The 19,434-nt window shown below is 31.3% G+C and carries 19 protein-coding genes and 1 pseudogene; 18 read left to right on the plus strand and 2 right to left on the minus strand.

The window, feature by feature from the left end:
- Window positions 1–234: 234 nt before the first annotated feature.
- The 4 genes from AWN65_RS15020 to AWN65_RS05765 all read left to right on the plus strand — a co-directional run bounded on the left by AWN65_RS15020 (window position 235) and on the right by AWN65_RS05765 (window position 2,930).
- Window positions 235–924: a hypothetical protein gene (locus tag AWN65_RS15020; protein WP_201025139.1), complete on the plus strand. Its 690-nt coding sequence runs from the start codon at window positions 235–237 to the stop codon at window positions 922–924.
- Between the two features lie 32 nt (window positions 925–956).
- Window positions 957–1,352 (plus strand): GNAT family N-acetyltransferase, encoded by a 396-nt coding sequence (locus tag AWN65_RS15425; RefSeq protein ID WP_201025140.1) that lies wholly within the window; start codon window positions 957–959, stop codon window positions 1,350–1,352.
- Window positions 1,349–2,017 (plus strand): formyltransferase family protein, encoded by a 669-nt coding sequence (locus tag AWN65_RS05760; protein WP_060382300.1) that lies wholly within the window; start codon window positions 1,349–1,351, stop codon window positions 2,015–2,017. Before AWN65_RS15425 ends, AWN65_RS05760 begins: the two co-directional genes overlap by 4 nt.
- 172 nt (window positions 2,018–2,189) lie before the next feature.
- Window positions 2,190–2,930, plus strand: a complete 741-nt coding sequence (locus tag AWN65_RS05765; protein WP_060382301.1) for a DUF6261 family protein — start codon at window positions 2,190–2,192, stop codon at window positions 2,928–2,930.
- A 98-nt stretch (window positions 2,931–3,028) separates the two neighbouring features.
- Here AWN65_RS05765 and AWN65_RS15180 read toward each other — a convergent pair whose 3' ends face one another.
- Window positions 3,029–3,154: an EF-Tu C-terminal domain-related protein gene (locus tag AWN65_RS15180; RefSeq protein ID WP_235588353.1), complete on the minus strand. Its 126-nt coding sequence runs from the start codon at window positions 3,152–3,154 to the stop codon at window positions 3,029–3,031.
- A 256-nt stretch (window positions 3,155–3,410) separates the two neighbouring features.
- Here AWN65_RS15180 and AWN65_RS05770 point away from each other — a divergent pair, with 256 nt between their 5' ends.
- The 11 genes and pseudogenes from AWN65_RS05770 to AWN65_RS05820 all read left to right on the plus strand — a co-directional run bounded on the left by AWN65_RS05770 (window position 3,411) and on the right by AWN65_RS05820 (window position 14,373).
- Complete coding sequence (locus AWN65_RS05770) at window positions 3,411–4,067, plus strand: hypothetical protein (protein WP_060382302.1); 657 nt, start codon at window positions 3,411–3,413, stop codon at window positions 4,065–4,067.
- Between the two features lie 209 nt (window positions 4,068–4,276).
- Window positions 4,277–4,831 carry an AbiV family abortive infection protein gene (locus tag AWN65_RS05775; RefSeq protein WP_060382303.1) on the plus strand — a complete coding sequence of 185 codons (555 nt, stop codon included), beginning with the start codon at window positions 4,277–4,279 and terminating at the stop codon, window positions 4,829–4,831.
- A 751-nt stretch (window positions 4,832–5,582) separates the two neighbouring features.
- Window positions 5,583–6,512 (plus strand): annotated as a pseudogene (locus AWN65_RS05780) (chorismate-binding protein); the annotation flags it as partial.
- A gap of 87 nt (window positions 6,513–6,599) precedes the next feature.
- Window positions 6,600–6,935, plus strand: coding sequence for a hypothetical protein (locus AWN65_RS05785; protein WP_060382304.1), 336 nt, complete (start codon window positions 6,600–6,602; stop codon window positions 6,933–6,935).
- A gap of 275 nt (window positions 6,936–7,210) precedes the next feature.
- Window positions 7,211–9,091 (plus strand): hypothetical protein, encoded by a 1,881-nt coding sequence (locus AWN65_RS05790; RefSeq protein WP_060382305.1) that lies wholly within the window; start codon window positions 7,211–7,213, stop codon window positions 9,089–9,091.
- Window positions 9,081–9,761, plus strand: a complete 681-nt coding sequence (locus tag AWN65_RS05795) for a hypothetical protein (RefSeq protein WP_060382306.1) — start codon at window positions 9,081–9,083, stop codon at window positions 9,759–9,761. Before AWN65_RS05790 ends, AWN65_RS05795 begins: the two co-directional genes overlap by 11 nt.
- A gap of 156 nt (window positions 9,762–9,917) precedes the next feature.
- On the plus strand, window positions 9,918–10,619 hold the full coding sequence (locus AWN65_RS05800; RefSeq protein ID WP_060382307.1) for a hypothetical protein: 702 nt from the start codon (window positions 9,918–9,920) through the stop codon (window positions 10,617–10,619).
- A gap of 174 nt (window positions 10,620–10,793) precedes the next feature.
- Entirely contained in the window at window positions 10,794–11,519 is a 726-nt protein-coding gene (locus AWN65_RS05805; protein ID WP_060382308.1) for a hypothetical protein, read from the plus strand.
- Window positions 11,520–11,681: 162 nt separating this feature from the next.
- Complete coding sequence (locus AWN65_RS05810) at window positions 11,682–12,431, plus strand: hypothetical protein (RefSeq protein WP_060382309.1); 750 nt, start codon at window positions 11,682–11,684, stop codon at window positions 12,429–12,431.
- Window positions 12,432–12,600: 169 nt separating this feature from the next.
- On the plus strand, window positions 12,601–13,293 hold the full coding sequence (locus AWN65_RS05815) for a hypothetical protein (protein ID WP_060382310.1): 693 nt from the start codon (window positions 12,601–12,603) through the stop codon (window positions 13,291–13,293).
- 156 nt (window positions 13,294–13,449) lie between these two features.
- Window positions 13,450–14,373: a DUF6261 family protein gene (locus tag AWN65_RS05820; protein WP_060382311.1), complete on the plus strand. Its 924-nt coding sequence runs from the start codon at window positions 13,450–13,452 to the stop codon at window positions 14,371–14,373.
- Window positions 14,374–14,446: 73 nt separating this feature from the next.
- Here AWN65_RS05820 and AWN65_RS15030 read toward each other — a convergent pair whose 3' ends face one another.
- Window positions 14,447–14,593, minus strand: coding sequence for a hypothetical protein (locus tag AWN65_RS15030; protein ID WP_201025141.1), 147 nt, complete (start codon window positions 14,591–14,593; stop codon window positions 14,447–14,449).
- A gap of 326 nt (window positions 14,594–14,919) precedes the next feature.
- Between AWN65_RS15030 and AWN65_RS05825 the strand changes: the two genes are divergently transcribed.
- The 3 genes from AWN65_RS05825 to AWN65_RS05835 all read left to right on the plus strand — a co-directional run bounded on the left by AWN65_RS05825 (window position 14,920) and on the right by AWN65_RS05835 (window position 19,294).
- Window positions 14,920–16,614: a DUF262 domain-containing protein gene (locus AWN65_RS05825; RefSeq protein WP_060382312.1), complete on the plus strand. Its 1,695-nt coding sequence runs from the start codon at window positions 14,920–14,922 to the stop codon at window positions 16,612–16,614.
- A 604-nt stretch (window positions 16,615–17,218) separates the two neighbouring features.
- The gene (locus tag AWN65_RS05830; protein ID WP_060382313.1) at window positions 17,219–18,619 is read left to right on the plus strand and encodes an anthranilate synthase component I family protein; all 1,401 of its coding nucleotides are present in this window, start codon (window positions 17,219–17,221) and stop codon (window positions 18,617–18,619) included.
- 60 nt (window positions 18,620–18,679) lie between these two features.
- On the plus strand, window positions 18,680–19,294 hold the full coding sequence (locus tag AWN65_RS05835) for an anthranilate synthase component II (RefSeq protein WP_060383838.1): 615 nt from the start codon (window positions 18,680–18,682) through the stop codon (window positions 19,292–19,294).
- Window positions 19,295–19,434 lie beyond the last annotated feature (140 nt).

A 19,434-nucleotide genomic window follows, 5' to 3' on the forward strand; every position in this document is an offset into this window, starting at 1 on the left:
TGGAGGACAATATGTCTTCTTAATGCGTGGCTTTACTATTTTTAAATTAACCTGAGAGGTGCAAATATAATCATCAATTTTAATAAATCAATCATTAATCAAAAAACGAATGGCGAAATTTAATTATAAAGAACAACATGCCGTTATAGTGAAATGTAGTAGCGAAACGGAACAAAAGCAAGTATTTGAGAAACTTAAAGAAATGGGGTTTAAAGATTTAAAAGTTGTAAGTGTATGAAAATTGAAGTAAATCATAGCTCTAAAAACTTTAATAGTTTCAGAGCGCAAAAAGTAAAATCATTGTTTAACGCTGAAAATGGCCACGAATGGAAACATACGGCTGATTTACCTATCGAGGGCGACGATTGGCAAATTGGACTTATTGTAGGTGCATCCGGTTCCGGTAAAACTTCAATAGGTAGGCAGATTTGGCCAAATTTAGACATTCACAACCTTTATTCGGGTTGGGATAATAATTTACCTATCGTAGAGAATATCGCCCCGCAAAAGTCTTTAAATGACGTTACGGCGGCATTGTCTGCCGTTGGCCTTGGAGATGTACCGGCGTGGCTTAGACCTTTTGGGGCTTTATCTAACGGGGAGCAATACCGCGCCGGATTGGCTCGTTTAATTTGCGACGCACCGGATAAAGTAGTTATTGACGAGTTTACGAGCGTAGTTGATAGACAAATCGCCCAAATTGGCGCGGCCGCTTTCTCTAAATCATGGAGGCGTACGTCGGGCAAACAAATTGTTTTACTTTCTTGCCACTATGATGTTGTAGAATGGTTGCAACCGGATTGGGTTTATGATACTCGAACCGGTGAAGTAAAAAAAAAGTCCAAAAACGACCGGCTATTAAACTCGACATTTGGAAGACAAACGGAACTTACTGGAAATATTTTAAAGAGCATTATTATTTAGACTTACCACACCCGCCTGCCGCTGAGTATTTTGTGGCGACTGTTAACGGCGAACTAGTGGCGCATTTGGCCGTTTGTCCCTTATTCACGGCAAAAGCGTATAGAGCTACTCGTTTAGTAGTAATGCCCGAGTGGCAAGGCGCCGGTGTTGGAACTGCTTTTTTAAATGAGGTTATGCAATACCATTTAGAGGGCAACGGCCGTTGTGGCCATAAGTATCACACGTTTTTTCATACATCACACCCACAATTATGCGGTTACTTGCGCCACTCAAAACTTTGGAATCAAACGGCGGCGAAGCTGCACGGTGATAATAAATCGAGAAGCCACCAAAGTATATTAAAAACAGGGAAAAAAGGGGGCATAAGGGGCTGTGGATACGGCGGACATTTTAGGGCGGTTCAAGCATTCAAATATTTAGGAAAATGAAAAAATTAAGAGTATTTATATCGGGTCAAAAGTATTTTGGTGAGCAAGTTTTCGCGCTATGCAATAAACTTGATTTTGTCGAGGTTGTGGGAGTTTGCTCTCCAATAGGCGATAAATATGTTACTAAAATGGCTCATGTTTTTGGCGTGAAGCATATACCCGCTGGAACTTTAACGGCCGAAACTTTACCGGACAATGTAGATATAGGAATAACGGCGCACTCATTTGATTACATTGGTAAAAGAACCCGTTACAAGGCAAAAGTTGGATGGATTGGATATCATCCGAGTTTGTTACCACGGCACCGAGGCCGCTCATCAATTGAGTGGGCAATAAGAATGAGAGACGCTATTACAGGCGGAACCGTTTTTTGGTTAAACGACGGTATAGACCGCGGCGACGTGGCATATCAAGACTTTTGTTTTATTGACCCTAAAATGTACGCAATGGAGCCTGTAAAGGCCGCTAAATTGTTGTGGGAGCATGAACTTCAAGCGATGGGACTACAACTCATTGAGAAAGCTCTTGAGGATATTCATAACGGAATAATCATCAAACGACCACAGCGTAAAGAGTTTAGCACATTTGAGCCCAACACAGACATTAAAGACGTGTATAAGCCCGATTTACTTATGATTGAGCAAAACGGCTCCCCAAGCACATAAAAAAAGCCCCTTAATAGGGGCTTTTAAATTATGTTTAAATCGGATTTAAAGTTTTGATTATATTTGTCAAAAAACGGCACATTTCGTTTTATAAATTATCACATTTCGATTTTTCGATTATATTTCGGAAAAAATAATTATATTGCAGTTAAAATTTTAAACAAACAAACTTATGATTAATGCTATCGACTTGGTTAAACTACGCAATGCCGAGTACCTTCAGTTCATGAAAGATTTTGTTACCATCGTAGAACGTAACGATCCTAACGCCCTAAATGTAACCGCTAAATTAGCGGATTTACAAACTAAAGTTGGCGAAATGGATACGCTGTTCAAAAAAATGCTGGCGAACGAAAACACCACTACCCTATTAAACATTGACAAAAGAAGAGACGATTGTATAAATGGTTTATTCTATGTGGTTCAAGGCTATGAATACCATTTTGAGGAAACCCTTCGAGTAGCCGCACAAAAATTAGCCACTAACCTTCGATTTTACGGTTCGGGGATCTCTCGATTAAACTACCAAGCCGAAACAGCTACCCTGACTAACATCATCAACGATTGGGAAACAAAACCAGAACTTATAGCTGCTCTTACTACCCTTAATTTGACAGCATGGAAAGACGAAATGAAAAAACAAAACAATGCGTTTAACACCGTGTACCTTGATAGAACTCAAGAATATGGCAATGCTACACCAGAAAATTTAATCAGCAAACGCAACGAAGCCAACACCGTGTACTATGCCTTAAGAAATCGTATTACAGCATTTCACACGCTAATTGAGGCGCCTGCCATTTCACCTTACGCAACCTCAATTAATCAGCTCAATGCCTTGATTGATCAATATAACAATCTGATTGTGGGTAGAGCTAAATCAGTTGATCTAACGACAAGTACTCAAAATTAAAACTCAATAGTAATACTACAAATTAGTCTATACACGAAATGCAACTTTAAGATAAGGTTGCATTTCGTATTTATTAACGGTCAATTGCTGGGTTTAACCTATAGTCCATCCCAATCTTTGCCATCATAATAAAATTGTCCTCTGTAACCCGAAGCTACAGGATTCTTTCTTCCGCCTTCGGCTTGAGTGAGGTAGTAGATTTCGGCTACGAGGTGGGGAATCATTTATAATTTAAAAATTAAATTGGTTTTTAAGGCTAAAATAAGCCCCATTATCCCTATCATCATAAAGACTGAATCAAATTTTAAAAGAGAGAAAAACTTATCAAATATGAGCTAGGTATTTTGAATTATTCTTTTTCGAAAAGTATTTATATGTGTATATTTGGGTTTCGAGGTCATTGATAGAGAATACGAAAAATAAATTAGGACAAACAAATTGAGACAAATAAGCCCTTTTAGTGATAAACGACTTGACAATATGTGTTCTTATTGTGGAGATTTTCCAAATACAAGAGACCACGTACCTTCAAAAATATTACTAGACGAACCGTTTCCAGAAAATTTACCAGTTGTACCTTGTTGCTATAAATGCAACCAAGGTTTTTCGTTAGACGAAGAATATTTTGCTTGTATCATAGAGTGCATTATTCACGGAACAACAGAAATCGAATCTTTAAATAGACTAAAAATTAAATCAATTCTATCAAAAAAAGAAAATTTAAGAAAACTTCTCGATAATTCTTTTATAGTAGAAAATGAAAATAAATTTTTTAAAATTGAATTACCTCGTGTTGAAAACACTATAACTAAATTAGCAAAAGGGCATTTGAAATTTGAAAATAGTGAACCTCAATTTGAAAATCCTACAAGTATAGTTTTTAAAACTATATTAGATATGGATGATAATGAGGTAGAAGCCTTTTTTACACCAATAGAAGTTGATAAAGCTCCAGAAGTTGGTAGTAGAACTTTACAAAATATACATTTCGGACATACTCAAGAAATACTTTCACATTGGACTATAGTTCAAAAAGGAACTTATCAATATATGGTTTCAGTTTCATTAAGGGGTGAAATTGTTAGAATATTAATATGGGACTATCTTGCAATTGAAGTAATTTGGAGTAATTATTAAAAGGAAAATTTAAGGATATTGTGTTAAAAATAAAAAAATTAATATATCTGTTACTTATGCTTTTTATATAACTGAAATAATTCAAGAAACATTTTTGAAATTATCATATTATTTATAAAATTTAGATTAACTAAAAAAATATTAACTCTGTAGGTTATTTTTATCTATATTCATATGATTAAAAAACAATAAAAATAGTTAATTTAAAAATGGAAGTATCAAAAAGAACATTAATTAAGATTGTAGAAAAATGTCTTGAAAATGCAAAGGAACTATTTGATGAAGCAGAAATTTTAAAAACTCACAAAAAATTTGCTAGAGCCTACACTCTATTTCATTTATCAAATGAAGAAATTGGAAAAATATTTTTAGTATATAAATTTTTACTCACAGATGATTATTCACAACCATCTATAACAAAATTTAATAAAAAATTTACTAATCACAAAGTAAAACTGGATTTATCAACAAATATAGACATTATTAGTCATCAGGTTTTCGATGGAAAATTAGATTCAAAAACAATTGAAAACCTAACTTATTCAAAAGATAAAATCTCAAAACTAAATGATTTTAAAAATTATAGCCTTTATACTTTTTTCAAAAATGGAAGTGTATATAAACCTTCAGATATTATTGAACCAGAAGTGATTGAATCAATATCTCAAATTACAAAAAGTAGATTGATTGGAATAAAAAGTTTTAACAAAGCTTTCCTACCAAAGATTGATGAATTTATAGAAATGGCTAAATTGAACAATTAAATAGGAGTATGTAAGTTGGTATTTAAAATTATTTTAGAATAGAAACTTTATCCTAAAATAAAAGTAAATTTAACTCAACATATTTACAAAATAATTGGTATAAAGTGAATATTATATAAAAATAAAATTATGGTAAAATTAGTTTTAGATACTTGTAGTTGGATTAAATTATCTAAACCAAAATTCAGTAAAGTATTAGAAAAACTAGAAAAATTTAGTAAAACAGGACTTGGATTCTATTTCAATTAAACCTAACAGGTTTTTGAAACCTGTTAGGTCTTCTAAATAAAACTACTCCTCAAATCCTTTACTAATCTTCCTCCTCCATTTTTCACCTGCTACGGCATATACCTCCTTTAAAAAATCCGTAGCCACAGGTTTATTTAAAAACAGATTCCTTTGTTATAAAAAAAACATATCGAACACTATCCTACAAGGAAACAAAAAAATACGACACGCTTTTTTAAAATTTGTTTTGGATTTTAAAAAAATAATTCTATACATTTGCATTATACAAATAATTAGAATAAAAATGCAAAACATTTTAAACAATACTTGGTGGTGGAACAACTTACGTCAATCGTCGTGAGCAGTACCAGCTATGTAGTAGTTTAAAACCATAATATACTCCAAAAGGCTTGTCGTGATTGACAAGCCTTTTTTTATTGTTAAAAATTTAGAAAACACACAAAATGACTCGAGCCTTTAGGCGAACAGCATTGAGCACAACTAAAAAATATAATCCAGCGAAATGAAAAAATATAAATTACATACCACCTACAAACAAATCCTTGCCGACACCATCACGCCGGTAAGCATTTACTTGAAACTAAGGGACAAATTCCCACACAGCATTTTGCTAGAAAGTAACGATTATCATACTAATGATAAAAGTTTTTCGTATATCTGTTGCAATCCCATTGCTTCGATTACGATTCAAAATGAGACCATAACTACTTCCTTTCCTGATGGGGCTTCCACTACCAAAAGTATCAGCCATAAAAAAGAAGTCTTGGATGCCATAGAAAGCTTCACTACAAGTTTTGAAGTAGAAAAATCCAATTTCAAATTTATCACTAATGGACTTTTTGGATTCACTACGTTTGATGCTGTGCGCTATTTCGAAAAAGTGGATATCCAAAAAAAACAAGGGGATTTAGCCATTCCCGATATGCATTATAGCGTTTATCAAAATATCATCGCTATCAATCACTTTAAAAATGAAGCGTATTTGTTTTGCCATAGTACAAACGGACAGAATAATTTAGCCGAAATAGAGCAATACATTCAATCGAAAACTTTTGCTTCTTATACTTTTGAGCGTGAAGGGCAAAGTACTTCTAACCTGACCGATGAGGCTTTTAAACAAAATGTAAGCTTAGGTAAAAAACATTGTGCGCGTGGCGATGTGTTCCAGTTGGTGTTGTCGCGTCGCTTTTCGCAAAAATTCAAAGGTGACGAATTTAATGTGTATCGTGCTTTACGAAACATTAATCCTTCCCCTTACCTATTTTATTTTGATTATGGAAATTTCAAAATTATGGGTTCGTCTCCTGAGGCTCAAATTATTATCCAAAACCGCAAAGCCGAAATCCATCCTATTGCTGGGACTTTCAAACGTACGGGTGATGATGAAAAGGATGCGCTTTTGGCAAAACAATTGAAAACTACCCTAAAGAAAAAGTGTATGATATACAAGAACTTTTGGAAACTGTAAAAAAAACTTTAATTGAAAGTATTAAATCTTTATAACTATGAAAAAATTTAGTTGTTTATTTTATTTTATTTATTTATTTTTCAATCTTATAAAGATCAAAAGATTATTTCAGATTTAGAAAGAAAAAACTTAATAGTATTCAATTTTACGGATAATAATTCTAAATTATTCTTGAATAACTCTATATATTCAAAAGATAAATTAAGGATCAATTCATCTGTTTGGTCTGATAAAAATATGGGAGTTGGAAATTTTAATAGAGAATATTATTTCCTTAAAGACAAAGATACAATGAGCATTGTTTGTATAAGTTGTGGAAAAGCAGAAAATTACTATTATTTTAAAAACCTAGAATATGGAAAAGGGAATTATGAATTGAAAATCTAAAAAATAAAGTTCTAGGCAAACAGATAAAAAAATCAAGGGAGATGCAAAATATTTTATTTAGAAACACTTATTCTTGGTAGAAAAAAAAGATGATTTTAAAGATTTACATTTTTTTAATTTGAAATAAAAGACACTACAAGTGTAAAATTGAAAATGATAAACTAAAAATTTATAAAAATATAATTGCATCCATTTTGCCAATCGCACAAAGCTGTTCCTTCGGCAATACCCAAACCGTTACAAGAAAACTTTGAAAAACTAAACACTAAAAAACTATGACTAGAATAAGAATTGTTGGAGGTAAAATTACTGAAACTACTGGTGGAGATTATAAAATATATTCAGAAGGTGATATAGTTTACAACTCCGCAAAAACAATTAGTATAACTTCTGATGTTGGCATACATTATGGCGAACCAGAATCCCCACCAAAAAGAGAAATTATTGAGAGTGAATGGAAGCTAGAAAGCACCTACGTTCACGACCATATAAAAAATGTAGCAACAGAAATGGTCTCGAAATTTACCGCAGATAATACAGGAATTGTTTACAGATTATACAAAGATATTACAGATGGTAAAATAACAAATCCACCAATTGTAGTAACCAAAAGTTTGCATCCAGATTTAGCTTCTTATGATAAAGAAAGCAAACAAATTCTTATTTGGGAAACTGCACTTTTACATATTAATAAATTCAATGACCGAAAAATAAAACTAATAGCTTCGCTAGCAGAAGCTTACGGTAAGCATATAAACCATTCTTTAGAAGATTTGAAAAACTCAGGCGATAATTACGAAACTTATGATTATGATCTTTTTAGATTTGATGCCCTGAACAATATTCCAGTAATTATTGCTAAACTTGAATCGCCTGACTATACAGGTAATCTTGATATTCTTTTTCCAAAACAAGAACAAGAAGAACCAAAACATTTTAGACAAAACAGAAATACAAAAGGGGGACCAAGCCCAGCAGATTATGACGATTATGAAAATACCAGTTCAGGTCCAGACGACCCAAATCCTCTATTCAATATTGGGTTAAAATTTAGTTTTAGTCTTGGCGGTGGTTTTACGACAAGTTTATATGCAGGAATTTCAAAAAATATAAGTAGTGGCGATTTTCATTTAATGCCAAGTTTCAATGCTGCACTTACCTATTATGGCAATGGTGCTCCTGGAACTTCCCCAATGAGTAAGCATTTAGTTACTTTATCAGGCACACCTGCTATAACACTAGGTTATAAAACAGGCAATGCTCTCAATATGAATTTGTTTAATAATTTTACAGGCTCTGGAGTAAACAACCCTTTTGAGTATGCGTTTACGCTGGGCTCAACGGGTATTTTAAGCTCAGGAAAAGTTACAAGTAATTTCAATAAAATGGGAGAAAGGGAAAAAGACGAACATAATTCACAAGACAATCCACATAGACATCAAATTATAGGTGGAGCATCTATAAAAGTGGGTAATTTTATGATTTCTTCCTACAACGATATTTATAAACCGCCTTTATTTTTTGGAATGGGTTCCGACCAGTACTGGTCGGCAGGTGTAAATATGCAAGCCAAATTAACAGATAAAATCAATATGGCGTATGCCTTTGATTTATACTATGGAAAATCAAATAACAAAGCACCATTTAATCTTGACAAATATATTGATGGGCAAAACTATGATTATCAAAGACTGTTCGATGTTTTACTAAATCGTGGACAAGAAACATTTTCTTATACTGATGAAAATGGTAATTTACATCAATCAACCAAGTTTGGCTTCGGCACATTTTGGCCTTCAAACAATATGCACGATGCTATTCCTTATCCTGAAATGCCAAAAGAACCAAAAGAACCAGTTAAGCCTTTGGATAATACAAACGAAAAGTTAAATAAAAAATATGAAGAAGATAAAGTAGAATATGAAAAGGCTTTAGATAAATATAAGAATGATAAAGAGAACTACGAAAGCAGTATCAATTTAAAATCTAGTCCAACATTTCACCATTTATTTGTGGTATATAAAAAAGATAATAAAATTAATTTTGAACGATTAAAAACATATTTGGATGCAGAAATACACCCAAAATCTAAATTATTGCAAGAGTTTTATGAGTTAGAAGAAAATAATAAAAAAAAGATTAATAATGATAAATAAAGTAGTTCAATTTATTTTATTATCACTAATTTTTAGTAATTGTGGTAGTAAAAAACCAGATATTAATGATGAATATCGAGAATATCAAATTGCTAGAGGAGAAAATCCAAAAGATAAGAGACCTTTTAAACATTTTGAAGATTTTTTAACGTATAAAGATTCTATAAAAAAACAAAACTTAATAAATAATCAAACTTTAAAAGTTAACAAAGTTTACGTTCATTACAGAACTCCAAATTCTGTAGAATTTTCGGTTTATTCAGATGAAGAACGTTTTTGTTTGAGTAGCTATGATTTAGATATGGATGGAAAAATTTTGAGCTTACCCGACGAAAACGGTATCGTAAAAGTAATAAAACCCATTATTGTTAAATATTTTGGAGATTTTGAAATAACTAACAATATTATTAAAACACGAAGGCACAGTAGAAGCCCTTTTAATGAATGGTATGATTATGTAGAAGGCAAAATAAGCAATGATACTATTTATTTATCCAAAAAATATTGGGGTAAAGCTAAAAATAATTATAAATTCAAAAAATATTGGTTGGCAAAAACTCGGAAAACAAATTACAAAAAAATATACCAACCCACCCTTAAAGCAGAAAAATTTGAGAATAGTTATGGTCTTACTTGTTTTAGAGTTACTGGCGAATTTCTTGTAAAATAAGTATTAATCTGAAATTTAGTCTGACCTTTCACCATTTATTTGTGGTGTATAAAAAAGATAATAAAATAGATTATGAAAGGCTTTTTAAATACCTTCAAGCTGAAATACCGCAAAAAGAAACGCAAAAATTCATTATAAAAAATAACGAACCGAAAAATGAAAAGTAAATCATCTTTCTATTTTTTTATACTTATTTTACTGATAAGCTGTAAAACAACTAAAACTAATTGGTGGGAAGATAATAAAGATACTCCTTTTAAAAGATATTTAATCCAAACAAATAAAATAGATATAAATACAAAAATGAATGGTAAACTTTATGATGATTATTATTCTGACTTTCTTAAATATGAAACAAAAACTAAATTAGAAAAGAATCCCTATCTAAAAGTAAACAAAGTTTACGTTCATTATAGAACTTCTAATTCTGTAGAATTTTCAGTTTATTCAGATGAAGAGGACTTTTGTTTAAGTGATTATGATTTAGATATGGATGGAAAAATTTTGAGCTTACCCGATCAAAACGGTATCGTAAAAGTAATAAAACCCATTATTGTTAAATATTTTGGAGATTTTGAAATAACTAACAATATTATTAAAACACGAAGGCACAGTAGAAGCCCTTTTAATGAATGGTATGATTATGTAGAAGGCAAAATAAGCAATGACACTATTTATTTATCCAAAAAATATTGGGGTAAAGCTAAAAATAATTATAAATTCAAAAAATATTGGTTGGCAAAAACTCGGAAAACAAATTACAAAAAAATATACCAACCTACCCTTAAAGCAGAAAAATTTGAGAATAGTTATGGTCTTACTTGTTTTAGAGTTACTGGCGAATTTCTTGTAAAATAAGTATTAATCTGAAATTTAGTCTGACCTTTCACCATTTATTTGTGGTATATAAAAAAGATAATAAAATTAATTTTGAACGATTAAAAACATATTTGGATGCAGAAATACACCCAAAATCTAAATTATTGCAAGAGCTTTATGAGTTAGAAGAAAATAATAAAAAGAAATGAAAAAATGAGATTAACTAAAATAACTTTTGGGTTCATATTCTTTATAATTAGTTTTAGTTGTAAAACAACTAAAACTAATTGGTGGGAGGATAATAAAGATACACCTTTTAAAAGGTATTTAATCGAAACAAATAAAATAGATATAAATACAAAAATGAATGGTAAACTTTATGATGATTACTATTCTGAATTTCTTAAATATGAAACAAAAACTGAATTAGAAAAGAATCCTTATTTAAAAGTTAATCAAGTTTATACTTTTTATAGTGAGACAAGAACACAAACATTTGGCACTTTTATAGATGAAGGTGTGCAGTCGGTAACTTTTGTAATTTATTCTGATGAGGGTCGTTTTTGTTTGAGCACTTTCGATTTGAGTAAATATCCTTTCACTGCACCCAAAAATGGAATAATTAGGCTATCAAAGCCAGTAGTTGTAGAAGATTTTGGAGGATTTGAAATTACAAATGATAAAATAAAAACAAAAAAAAGAAACAAAACCCCTTTTAAAGAATGGTATGACCACGTAAATGGTTATGTAAAAAATGATACCATTCATTTTACAAATACATACGTAGGTAAAGAATATAAATTTGAAAGAAAATGGTACGCTTTGAAGCATAAAATAAACTTTGAAGAAATATACCAACCTACCCTTAAAGCAGAAAAATTTAAAAATAGTTATGGTCTTACTTGTTTTAGAGTTACTGGCGAATTTCTTGTAAAATAAGTATTAATCTGAAATCTAGTCCAACATTTCACCATTTATTTGTGGTATATAAAAAAGATAATAAAATAGATTATGAAAGGTTTTTTAAATACCTTCAAGCGGATATACCGCAAAAAGAAACGCAAGAATTTTATAAACTAGAGAAAAATAACAAAAAAGCAAATGAACAATAACTTCTTTAAAATAACATTAATTTTATTATTTCAATTCTTTATCTCTTGTAGTTCAAATAGTTTACAAAAAAAAGGAAGTTGGGAAGACAAAGGATTTGAAAACTTTTTAACAAAAAAGAATATATTATTTAAAAAGAAAGAAAACGGCTATTTATATTCAGAGAAAAGTAAAAGTCTTTATGATGATTATTTTGCTGAATTTCTTAAATATGAAACAAAAACTAAATTAGAAAAAAATCCTTATTTAAAAATTAATAAAGTTTATATTTTTTATAGCGAAACAAGAACACAAACATTTGGCACTTTTATAGATGAAGGTTTGCAGTCGGTAACTTTTGTAATTTATTCTGATGAGGGTCGTTTTTGTTTGAGCACTTTCGATTTGAGTAAAAACCCATTTACTGCTCCCGAAAATGGTATAATTAAGCTAACAAAGCCAGTAGTTGTAGAAGATTTTGGAGGATTTGAAATTACAAATGATAAAATAAAAACAAAAAAAAGAAACAAAACCCCTTTTAAAGAATGGTATGACCACGTAAATGGTTATGTAAAAAATGATACCATTCATTTTACAAATACATACGTAGGTAAAGAATATAAATTTGAAAGAAAATGGTACGCTTTGAAGCATAAAATAAACTTTGAAGAAATATACCAACCTACCCTTAAAGCAGAAAAATTTAAAAATAGTTATGGTCTTACTTGTTTTAGAGTTACTGGCGAATTTCTTGTAAAATAAGTATTAATCTGAAATTTAGTCTGACCTTTCACCATTTATTTGTGGTATATAAAAAAGATAATAAAATAGATTATGAAAGGTTTTTTAAATACCTTCAAGCTGAAATACCGCAAAAAGAAACGCAAGAATTTTATAAACTTGTAGATGACAATAAAAATAATAAGTAATAATGCAAAAACATTTAGCTATATATTTATTAATTATTGTTATCAGTAACAGTTGTAAAACTAGTAAGTCCACTGGCTATACAAATACTGATTTTAGACAATATTTGATAACAAATAAAATAATTGATTCTAACAGTTCAATGAATGATAAACTTTACGATGATTATTATTCAAATTTTATGAAATATAGAACAAAAACTAAATTAGAAAAAAATCAGTATCTAAAAGTAAACAAAGTTTACGTCCATTATAGAACTTCTAATTCTGTAGAATTTTCAGTTTATTCAGATGAAGAGGACTTTTGTTTAAGTGATTATGATTTAGATATGGATGGAAAAATTTTGAGCTTACCCGATCAAAACGGTATCGTAAAAGTAATAAAACCTATTGTTGTTAGCTATTTTGGAGATTTTGAAATAACTAACAATATTATTAAAACACGAAGGCACAGTAGAAGCCCTTTTAATGAATGGTATGATTATGTAGAAGGCAAAATAAGTAATGACACTATTTATTTATCCAAAAAATATTGGGGTAAAGCTAAAAATAATTATAAATTCAAAAAATATTGGTTGGCAAAAACTCGGAAAACAAATTACAAAAAAATATACCAACCCACCCTTAAAGCAGAAAAATTTGAGAATAGTTATGGTCTTACTTGTTTTAGAGTTACTGGCGAATTTCTTGTAAAATAAGTATTAATCTGAAATCTAGTCCAACATTTCACCATTTATTTGTGGTATATAAAAAAGATAATACAATAGATTATGAAAGGTTTTTTAAATACCTTCAAGCTGAAATACCGCAAAAAGAAACGCAAGAATTCATTATAAAAAATAACGAACCGAAAAATGAAAAGTAAATCATCTTTCTATTTTTTTATACTTATTTTACTGATAAGCTGTAAAACAACTAAAACTAATTGGTGGGAAGATAATAAAGATACTCCTTTTAAAAGATATTTAATCCAAACAAATAAAATAGATATAAATACAAAAATGAATGGTAAACTTTATGATGATTATTATTCTGACTTTCTTAAATATGAAACAAAAACTAAATTAGAAAAGAATCCCTATCTAAAAGTAAACAAAGTTTACGTTCACTATAGAACTTCTAATTCAGTAGAATTTTCGGTTTATTCAGATGAAGAAACATTTTGTTTGAGCGATTATGATTTAGATATGGATGGAAAAATTCTCAGTTTACCCGACGAAAACACCACTACCCTATTAAACATTGACAAAAGAAGGGACGATTGTATAAATGGTTTATTCTATGTGGTTCAAGGCTATGAATACCATTTTGAGGAAACCCTTCGAGTAGCCGCACAAAAATTAGCCACTAACCTACGATTTTACGGTTCGGGGATCTCTCGATTAAACTACCAAGCCGAAACAGCTACCCTGACTAACATCATCAACGATTGGGAAACAAAACCAGAACTTATAGCTGCTCTTACTACCCTTAATTTGACAGCATGGAAAGACGAAATGAAAAAACAAAACAATGCGTTTAACACCGTGTATCTTGATAGAACTCAAGAATATGGCAATGCTACACCAGAAAATTTAATCAGCAAACGCAACGAAGCCAACACCGTGTACTATGCCTTAAGAGACCGTATTACAGCATTTCACACGCTAATTGAGGCACCTGCTATTTCACCTTACGCAACCTCTATTAATCAGCTCAATGCCTTGATTGATCAATATAACAATCTGATTGTGGGTAGAGCTAAATCTGTTGATCTAACGACAAGTACTCAAAATTAAAACTCAATAGTAATACTACAAATTAGTCTATACACGAAATGCAACTTTAGGATAAGGTTGCATTTCGTATTTATTAACGGTCAATTGCTGGGTTTAACCTATAGTCCCAATCTTTATCATCATAATAAAATTGTCCTCTATAACCAGAAGCTACAGGAGTTTTTCTTCCGCCTTCGGCTTCAGTGAAGTGATATATTTCTGCTTCGAGGTGGGGAATCATTTGTAATTTAAAAATTAAATTGGTTTATTTTTAGGCTAAAATAAGCTTTATTGCTTCAATACCATAAAGACTGAATCAAATTTTAAAAGTGAGAAAAACTTATCAAAATAAGCTAGAGAATTTGAATAATTATTTTTTATTATACTTATACGTAGTTAATTTAAAATACACATAGTATTAGAAATTAAAATGATTATCAATAAAAAGTTAATTAATTTTCAATTATATACGCATATTTGAGTGATACGACACAATTTTATAAACAGACTATATTTTTGATAAAAAACAGTTTTGTAACTTTGTCTAACAAAATTACTAAATAAATTATGGCAGATAAAAGTTTAATGACACCAAGTACATCAAGTTTAAGTGGTTTACTCGGAAATGGTGTAACATATAAAGTTCCTATTTTTCAGAGAGATTATTCTTGGAAAGTTGACAACTGGACTGATTTATGGGAAGACATAAAAATCCTTTTAAATACTGGAAAGGATCATTATATGGGAGCAGTTGTTCTTCAAAAAATTGGTGAAAAACAATTTTTAGTTATTGACGGCCAACAAAGATTTACAACTCTGAGCTTACTTGCATTAGCAATAATTAAAAAAATTCAAGACTTGATAGATAGTGGTATTGAACCTGAAGATAATACTGAAAGAATAAGTGAACTTAGAAGAGGTTTTTTAGGTCAAAAAGACCCCGCTTCATTACATTATTCAAGCAAATTATTTTTAAATGAGAATAATGACCCTTTCTACCAAAGAAATTTATTACAACTAATTTCACCTCAAAATGAGCTAATGTTAATAGACTCAGATCGGCTTTTATGGCAAGCTTTTGACTTTTTTTATAAGAAAATAGGTGAACTATACTCTAATGCGACAGGCTCTGAACTAGCAACATTTCTAAGTAAGTCAATTGGGGATAAAACAATGTTTATTAAAATTGAGGTTGAAGATGAACTTAGTGCATATACTTTATTTGAAACCCTAAATTACAGGGGCGTAGATCTTACCGTATCTGACCTATTGAAAAACTATTTATTTTCTTTAATTACACCATCTGACTTAAGGATAGCAAAGGATATTTGGAAAAAAATAGCTACTAGTGTTGGAATAGACAAATTTCCTGTATTCTTAAGACATTTTTGGATTTCAAGAAAGCCACTGGTAAGACAAGAACAATTATTCAAAACAATCAGAACAGAAATCAAATCAAATCAACAAGTATTTGATTTACTCAACGACTTAGATAGATATTCAGAAACATATTTAGCTTTACAAGATCCTTTTAATGTTTTATGGCAAGGTAACAGAGAAAGAATCAAACGTATCCGTGAAATGAAGTTATTTGGCGTTAAACAACAATTACCACTTTTAATGGTAGCCAAAGAAAAATTTTCAGACCAAGAATTTGACAAGACTTTAAAAGTAATTTCAACAATTTCATTTCGCTATAATGTTATAGGTAGTCGTCAAGCTAATAGAATGGAAGAATTATACAATTCTGTATCTCAAAAGATATTTAATTTATCTTTGACAACAGCACAAGGCATTTTCAATGAAATAAGAGAACTCTATATTTCTGATGCAGACTTCAAAAATGATTTTTCTACTCTTAAATTATACTCTTATGGTCGTACTAAGAAATTAGCAAGATATATTTTATTTGAATTAGAAAATAATTTAATGCAAGGAGGAGATAGAGATTATGAATTAGATCCTGCAACAATTGAACATATTTTACCTGAAAATGCTGGCGCAAATTGGGATAATGATTTCCCTCAAATTATTCAACCAAACTATATTTACAGATTAGGAAATTATACATTGTTAGAAGATCACATAAATAGAGATTGTGAGATATTACCTTTTGACCAAAAGAAAGCTTTTTATTCAAATAGTCAATATCAAATGAGCAATGAAATTAATTATAATGATTGGAACCCTACTATATTGGATAGACGACAAAATGATTTAGCAAGAAAAGCAACATCTATTTGGAGAATATCCTATACTTAAAAAAATTGCTCATAACTAGAGAAGACATTTCATCACTATTTTTTAAAGTAATTAAGAAAAACAAACCTCATAAAAAAGTTTTAGCGAGGTTTATTTTTTTTATAAATATTCAGTTTTAAACTATTTTAAAACAGAATATTTATACTCTGATAATGAGACTCCTCCTAGCGTCGGAGTGACAAAATAGGAGTAAAATCTCTAAAAAAACTACTCCTCAAACCCTTTCCTAATCTTCCTCCTCCATTTCTCACCTGCTACGACATATACCTCCTTTAAAAAATCCGTAGCCACAGGTTTATTTAAAAACAGATTCGTTTGTTATATAAAATCATATATCGAACACTATCCTACAAGGAAATAAAAAATTCAACACGCTTTTTTAAAATTTGTTTTGGATTTTAAAAAAATAATTCTATACATTTGCAGTATACAAATATTTAGAATAAAAATGCAAAATAGTTTAAACAATACTTGGTGGTGGAACAACTTACGTCAAACGTCGTGAGCAGTACCAGCTATGTAAAGTTTAATAAACATATACAATAAAGGCTTGTCAATCACGACAAGCCTTTTTTTATTGTTAAAAATTTAGAAAACACACAAAATGAACAAAATACAATTACATACCACCTACAAACAAATCCTTGCCGACACCATCACGCCGGTAAGCATTTACTTGAAACTAAGGGACAAATTCCCACACAGCATTTTGCTAGAAAGTAACGATTATCATACTAATGATAAAAGTTTTTCGTACATCTGTTGCAATCCCATAGCTTCGATTACGATTCAAAACGAGACTATAACCACTTCCTTTCCTGACGGCTCTTCCACTACCAAAAGTATTAGCCATAAAAAAGAAGTGTTGGATGCCATTGAAAGCTTCACTACAAGTTTTGAAGTAGAAAAATCCAATTTCAAATTTATAACCAACGGACTTTTTGGATTCACTACGTTTGATGCTGTGCGCTATTTCGAAAAAGTGGATATCCAAAAAAAACAAGGGGATTTAGCCATTCCCGATATGCATTATAGCGTCTATCAGAATATCATTGCTATCAATCACTTTAAAAATGAAGCCTATTTGTTTTGCCATAGTACAAACGGACAGGATAATTTAGCCGAAATCGAGCAATACATACAATCGAAAACCTTTGCTTCATATACTTTTGAGCGTGAAGGTCAAAGTACTTCTAACCTGACCGATGAAGCTTTTAAACAAAATGTCAGCTTAGGTAAGAAACATTGTGCCCGTGGCGATGTGTTCCAATTGGTGTTGTCCCGTCGCTTTTCGCAAAAATTCAAAGGCGACGAATTTAATGTGTATCGTGCTTTACGAAGCATCAACCCTTCTCCTTACCTATTTTATTTTGATTATGGTAATTTCAAAATTATGGGTTCATCTCCTGAGGCTCAAATTATAATCCAAAACCGCAAAGCCGAAATCCATCCTATTGCTGGGACTTTCAAACGTACGGGTGATGATGAAAAGGATGCGCTTTTGGCAAAACAATTGTCAGAAGACCCTAAAGAAAATAGCGAACACGTGATGTTGGTCGATTTAGCCCGCAACGATTTGAGTCGTAACGGACATCAGGTGCAAGTAGAAAAATACAGAGAAGTCCAATTCTTTTCGCACGTCATTCATTTGGTTTCTAAAGTAACCAGCGAATTACACGAGTCGGCAACAACAATGCAGGTGGTGGCAGATACCTTTCCAGCGGGGACGCTTTCAGGAGCGCCTAAACACAAAGCCTTACATTTAATCGAAGAAATTGAAAACACCAACCGTTCGTTTTATGGGGGTGCCATTGGAGTAATGGATTTTGAAGGAAATTTTAACCACGCCATAATGATTCGTACTTTTATTAGCAAAAATCACGAATTGCATTATCAAGCTGGTGCGGGTATCGTTAACGATTCGGTGGAAGAAAATGAAAATAACGAAGTGTTTAACAAATTAGGAGCGTTGAATAAAGCGCTGGAGTTAGCGGAAACAATTTAAGTAATCAGTGTTCAGTCGCAGTATTCAGTGCGCAACCTGAAACAAAAAAAGAAAATAAAGATGAATACAACACATACAGCAGTTCCCCCTTCGGGGGCTAGGGGGCTAATAGCAGTCATAGACAATTACGATAGTTTTACCTACAACCTAGTACATTACCTAGAAGATTTAGATTGTGCGGTTACGGTGTATCGCAACGATGAGTTTGAATTAGCCGAGCTAGAAAAGTTTGATAAAATCCTGCTTTCTCCTGGTCCTGGGATTCCGAGTGAGGCGGGTTTATTAAAACAAGTTATCGAAAAATATGCGCCTACCAAAAGTATCTTGGGGGTTTGCCTTGGGCAACAAGCGATAGGAGAAGTTTTTGGCGGGCAGTTAACCAATCTAGAAAAGGTGTATCACGGGGTAGCCACAAAGGTCAAATTAACGAATCCGGATGAAGTCCTTTTCAGAGATTTACCAGCGGAGTTTGAAGTAGGGCGTTACCATTCGTGGGTGGTAGCTAATGAAAACTTCCCAACGGTTTTGGAAGTAACTTCAGTAGATGAAAACGGACAAATTATGTCCTTAAAACATAAGTCTTACGATGTTCGTGGGGTACAATACCATCCTGAAAGTGTACTAACTCCTTTGGGTAAAAAGATTTTAGAGAATTGGGTGAGTTGGCGTGGGTAGTTACACAAAGTCGCACAAAGTTCAGACACAAAGTCAAAGAAGTTTTTTTCATTGTGAAACGTTGTGAAAAAACATTGTGTTACTTCATTTCATAGAATCATACAAATGAACTTTTAATTTTTAATTCATCATTTTTAATT

It is taken from the genome of Flavobacterium covae (genome assembly GCF_001534645.1).
GTDB lineage: Bacteria > Bacteroidota > Bacteroidia > Flavobacteriales > Flavobacteriaceae > Flavobacterium > Flavobacterium covae.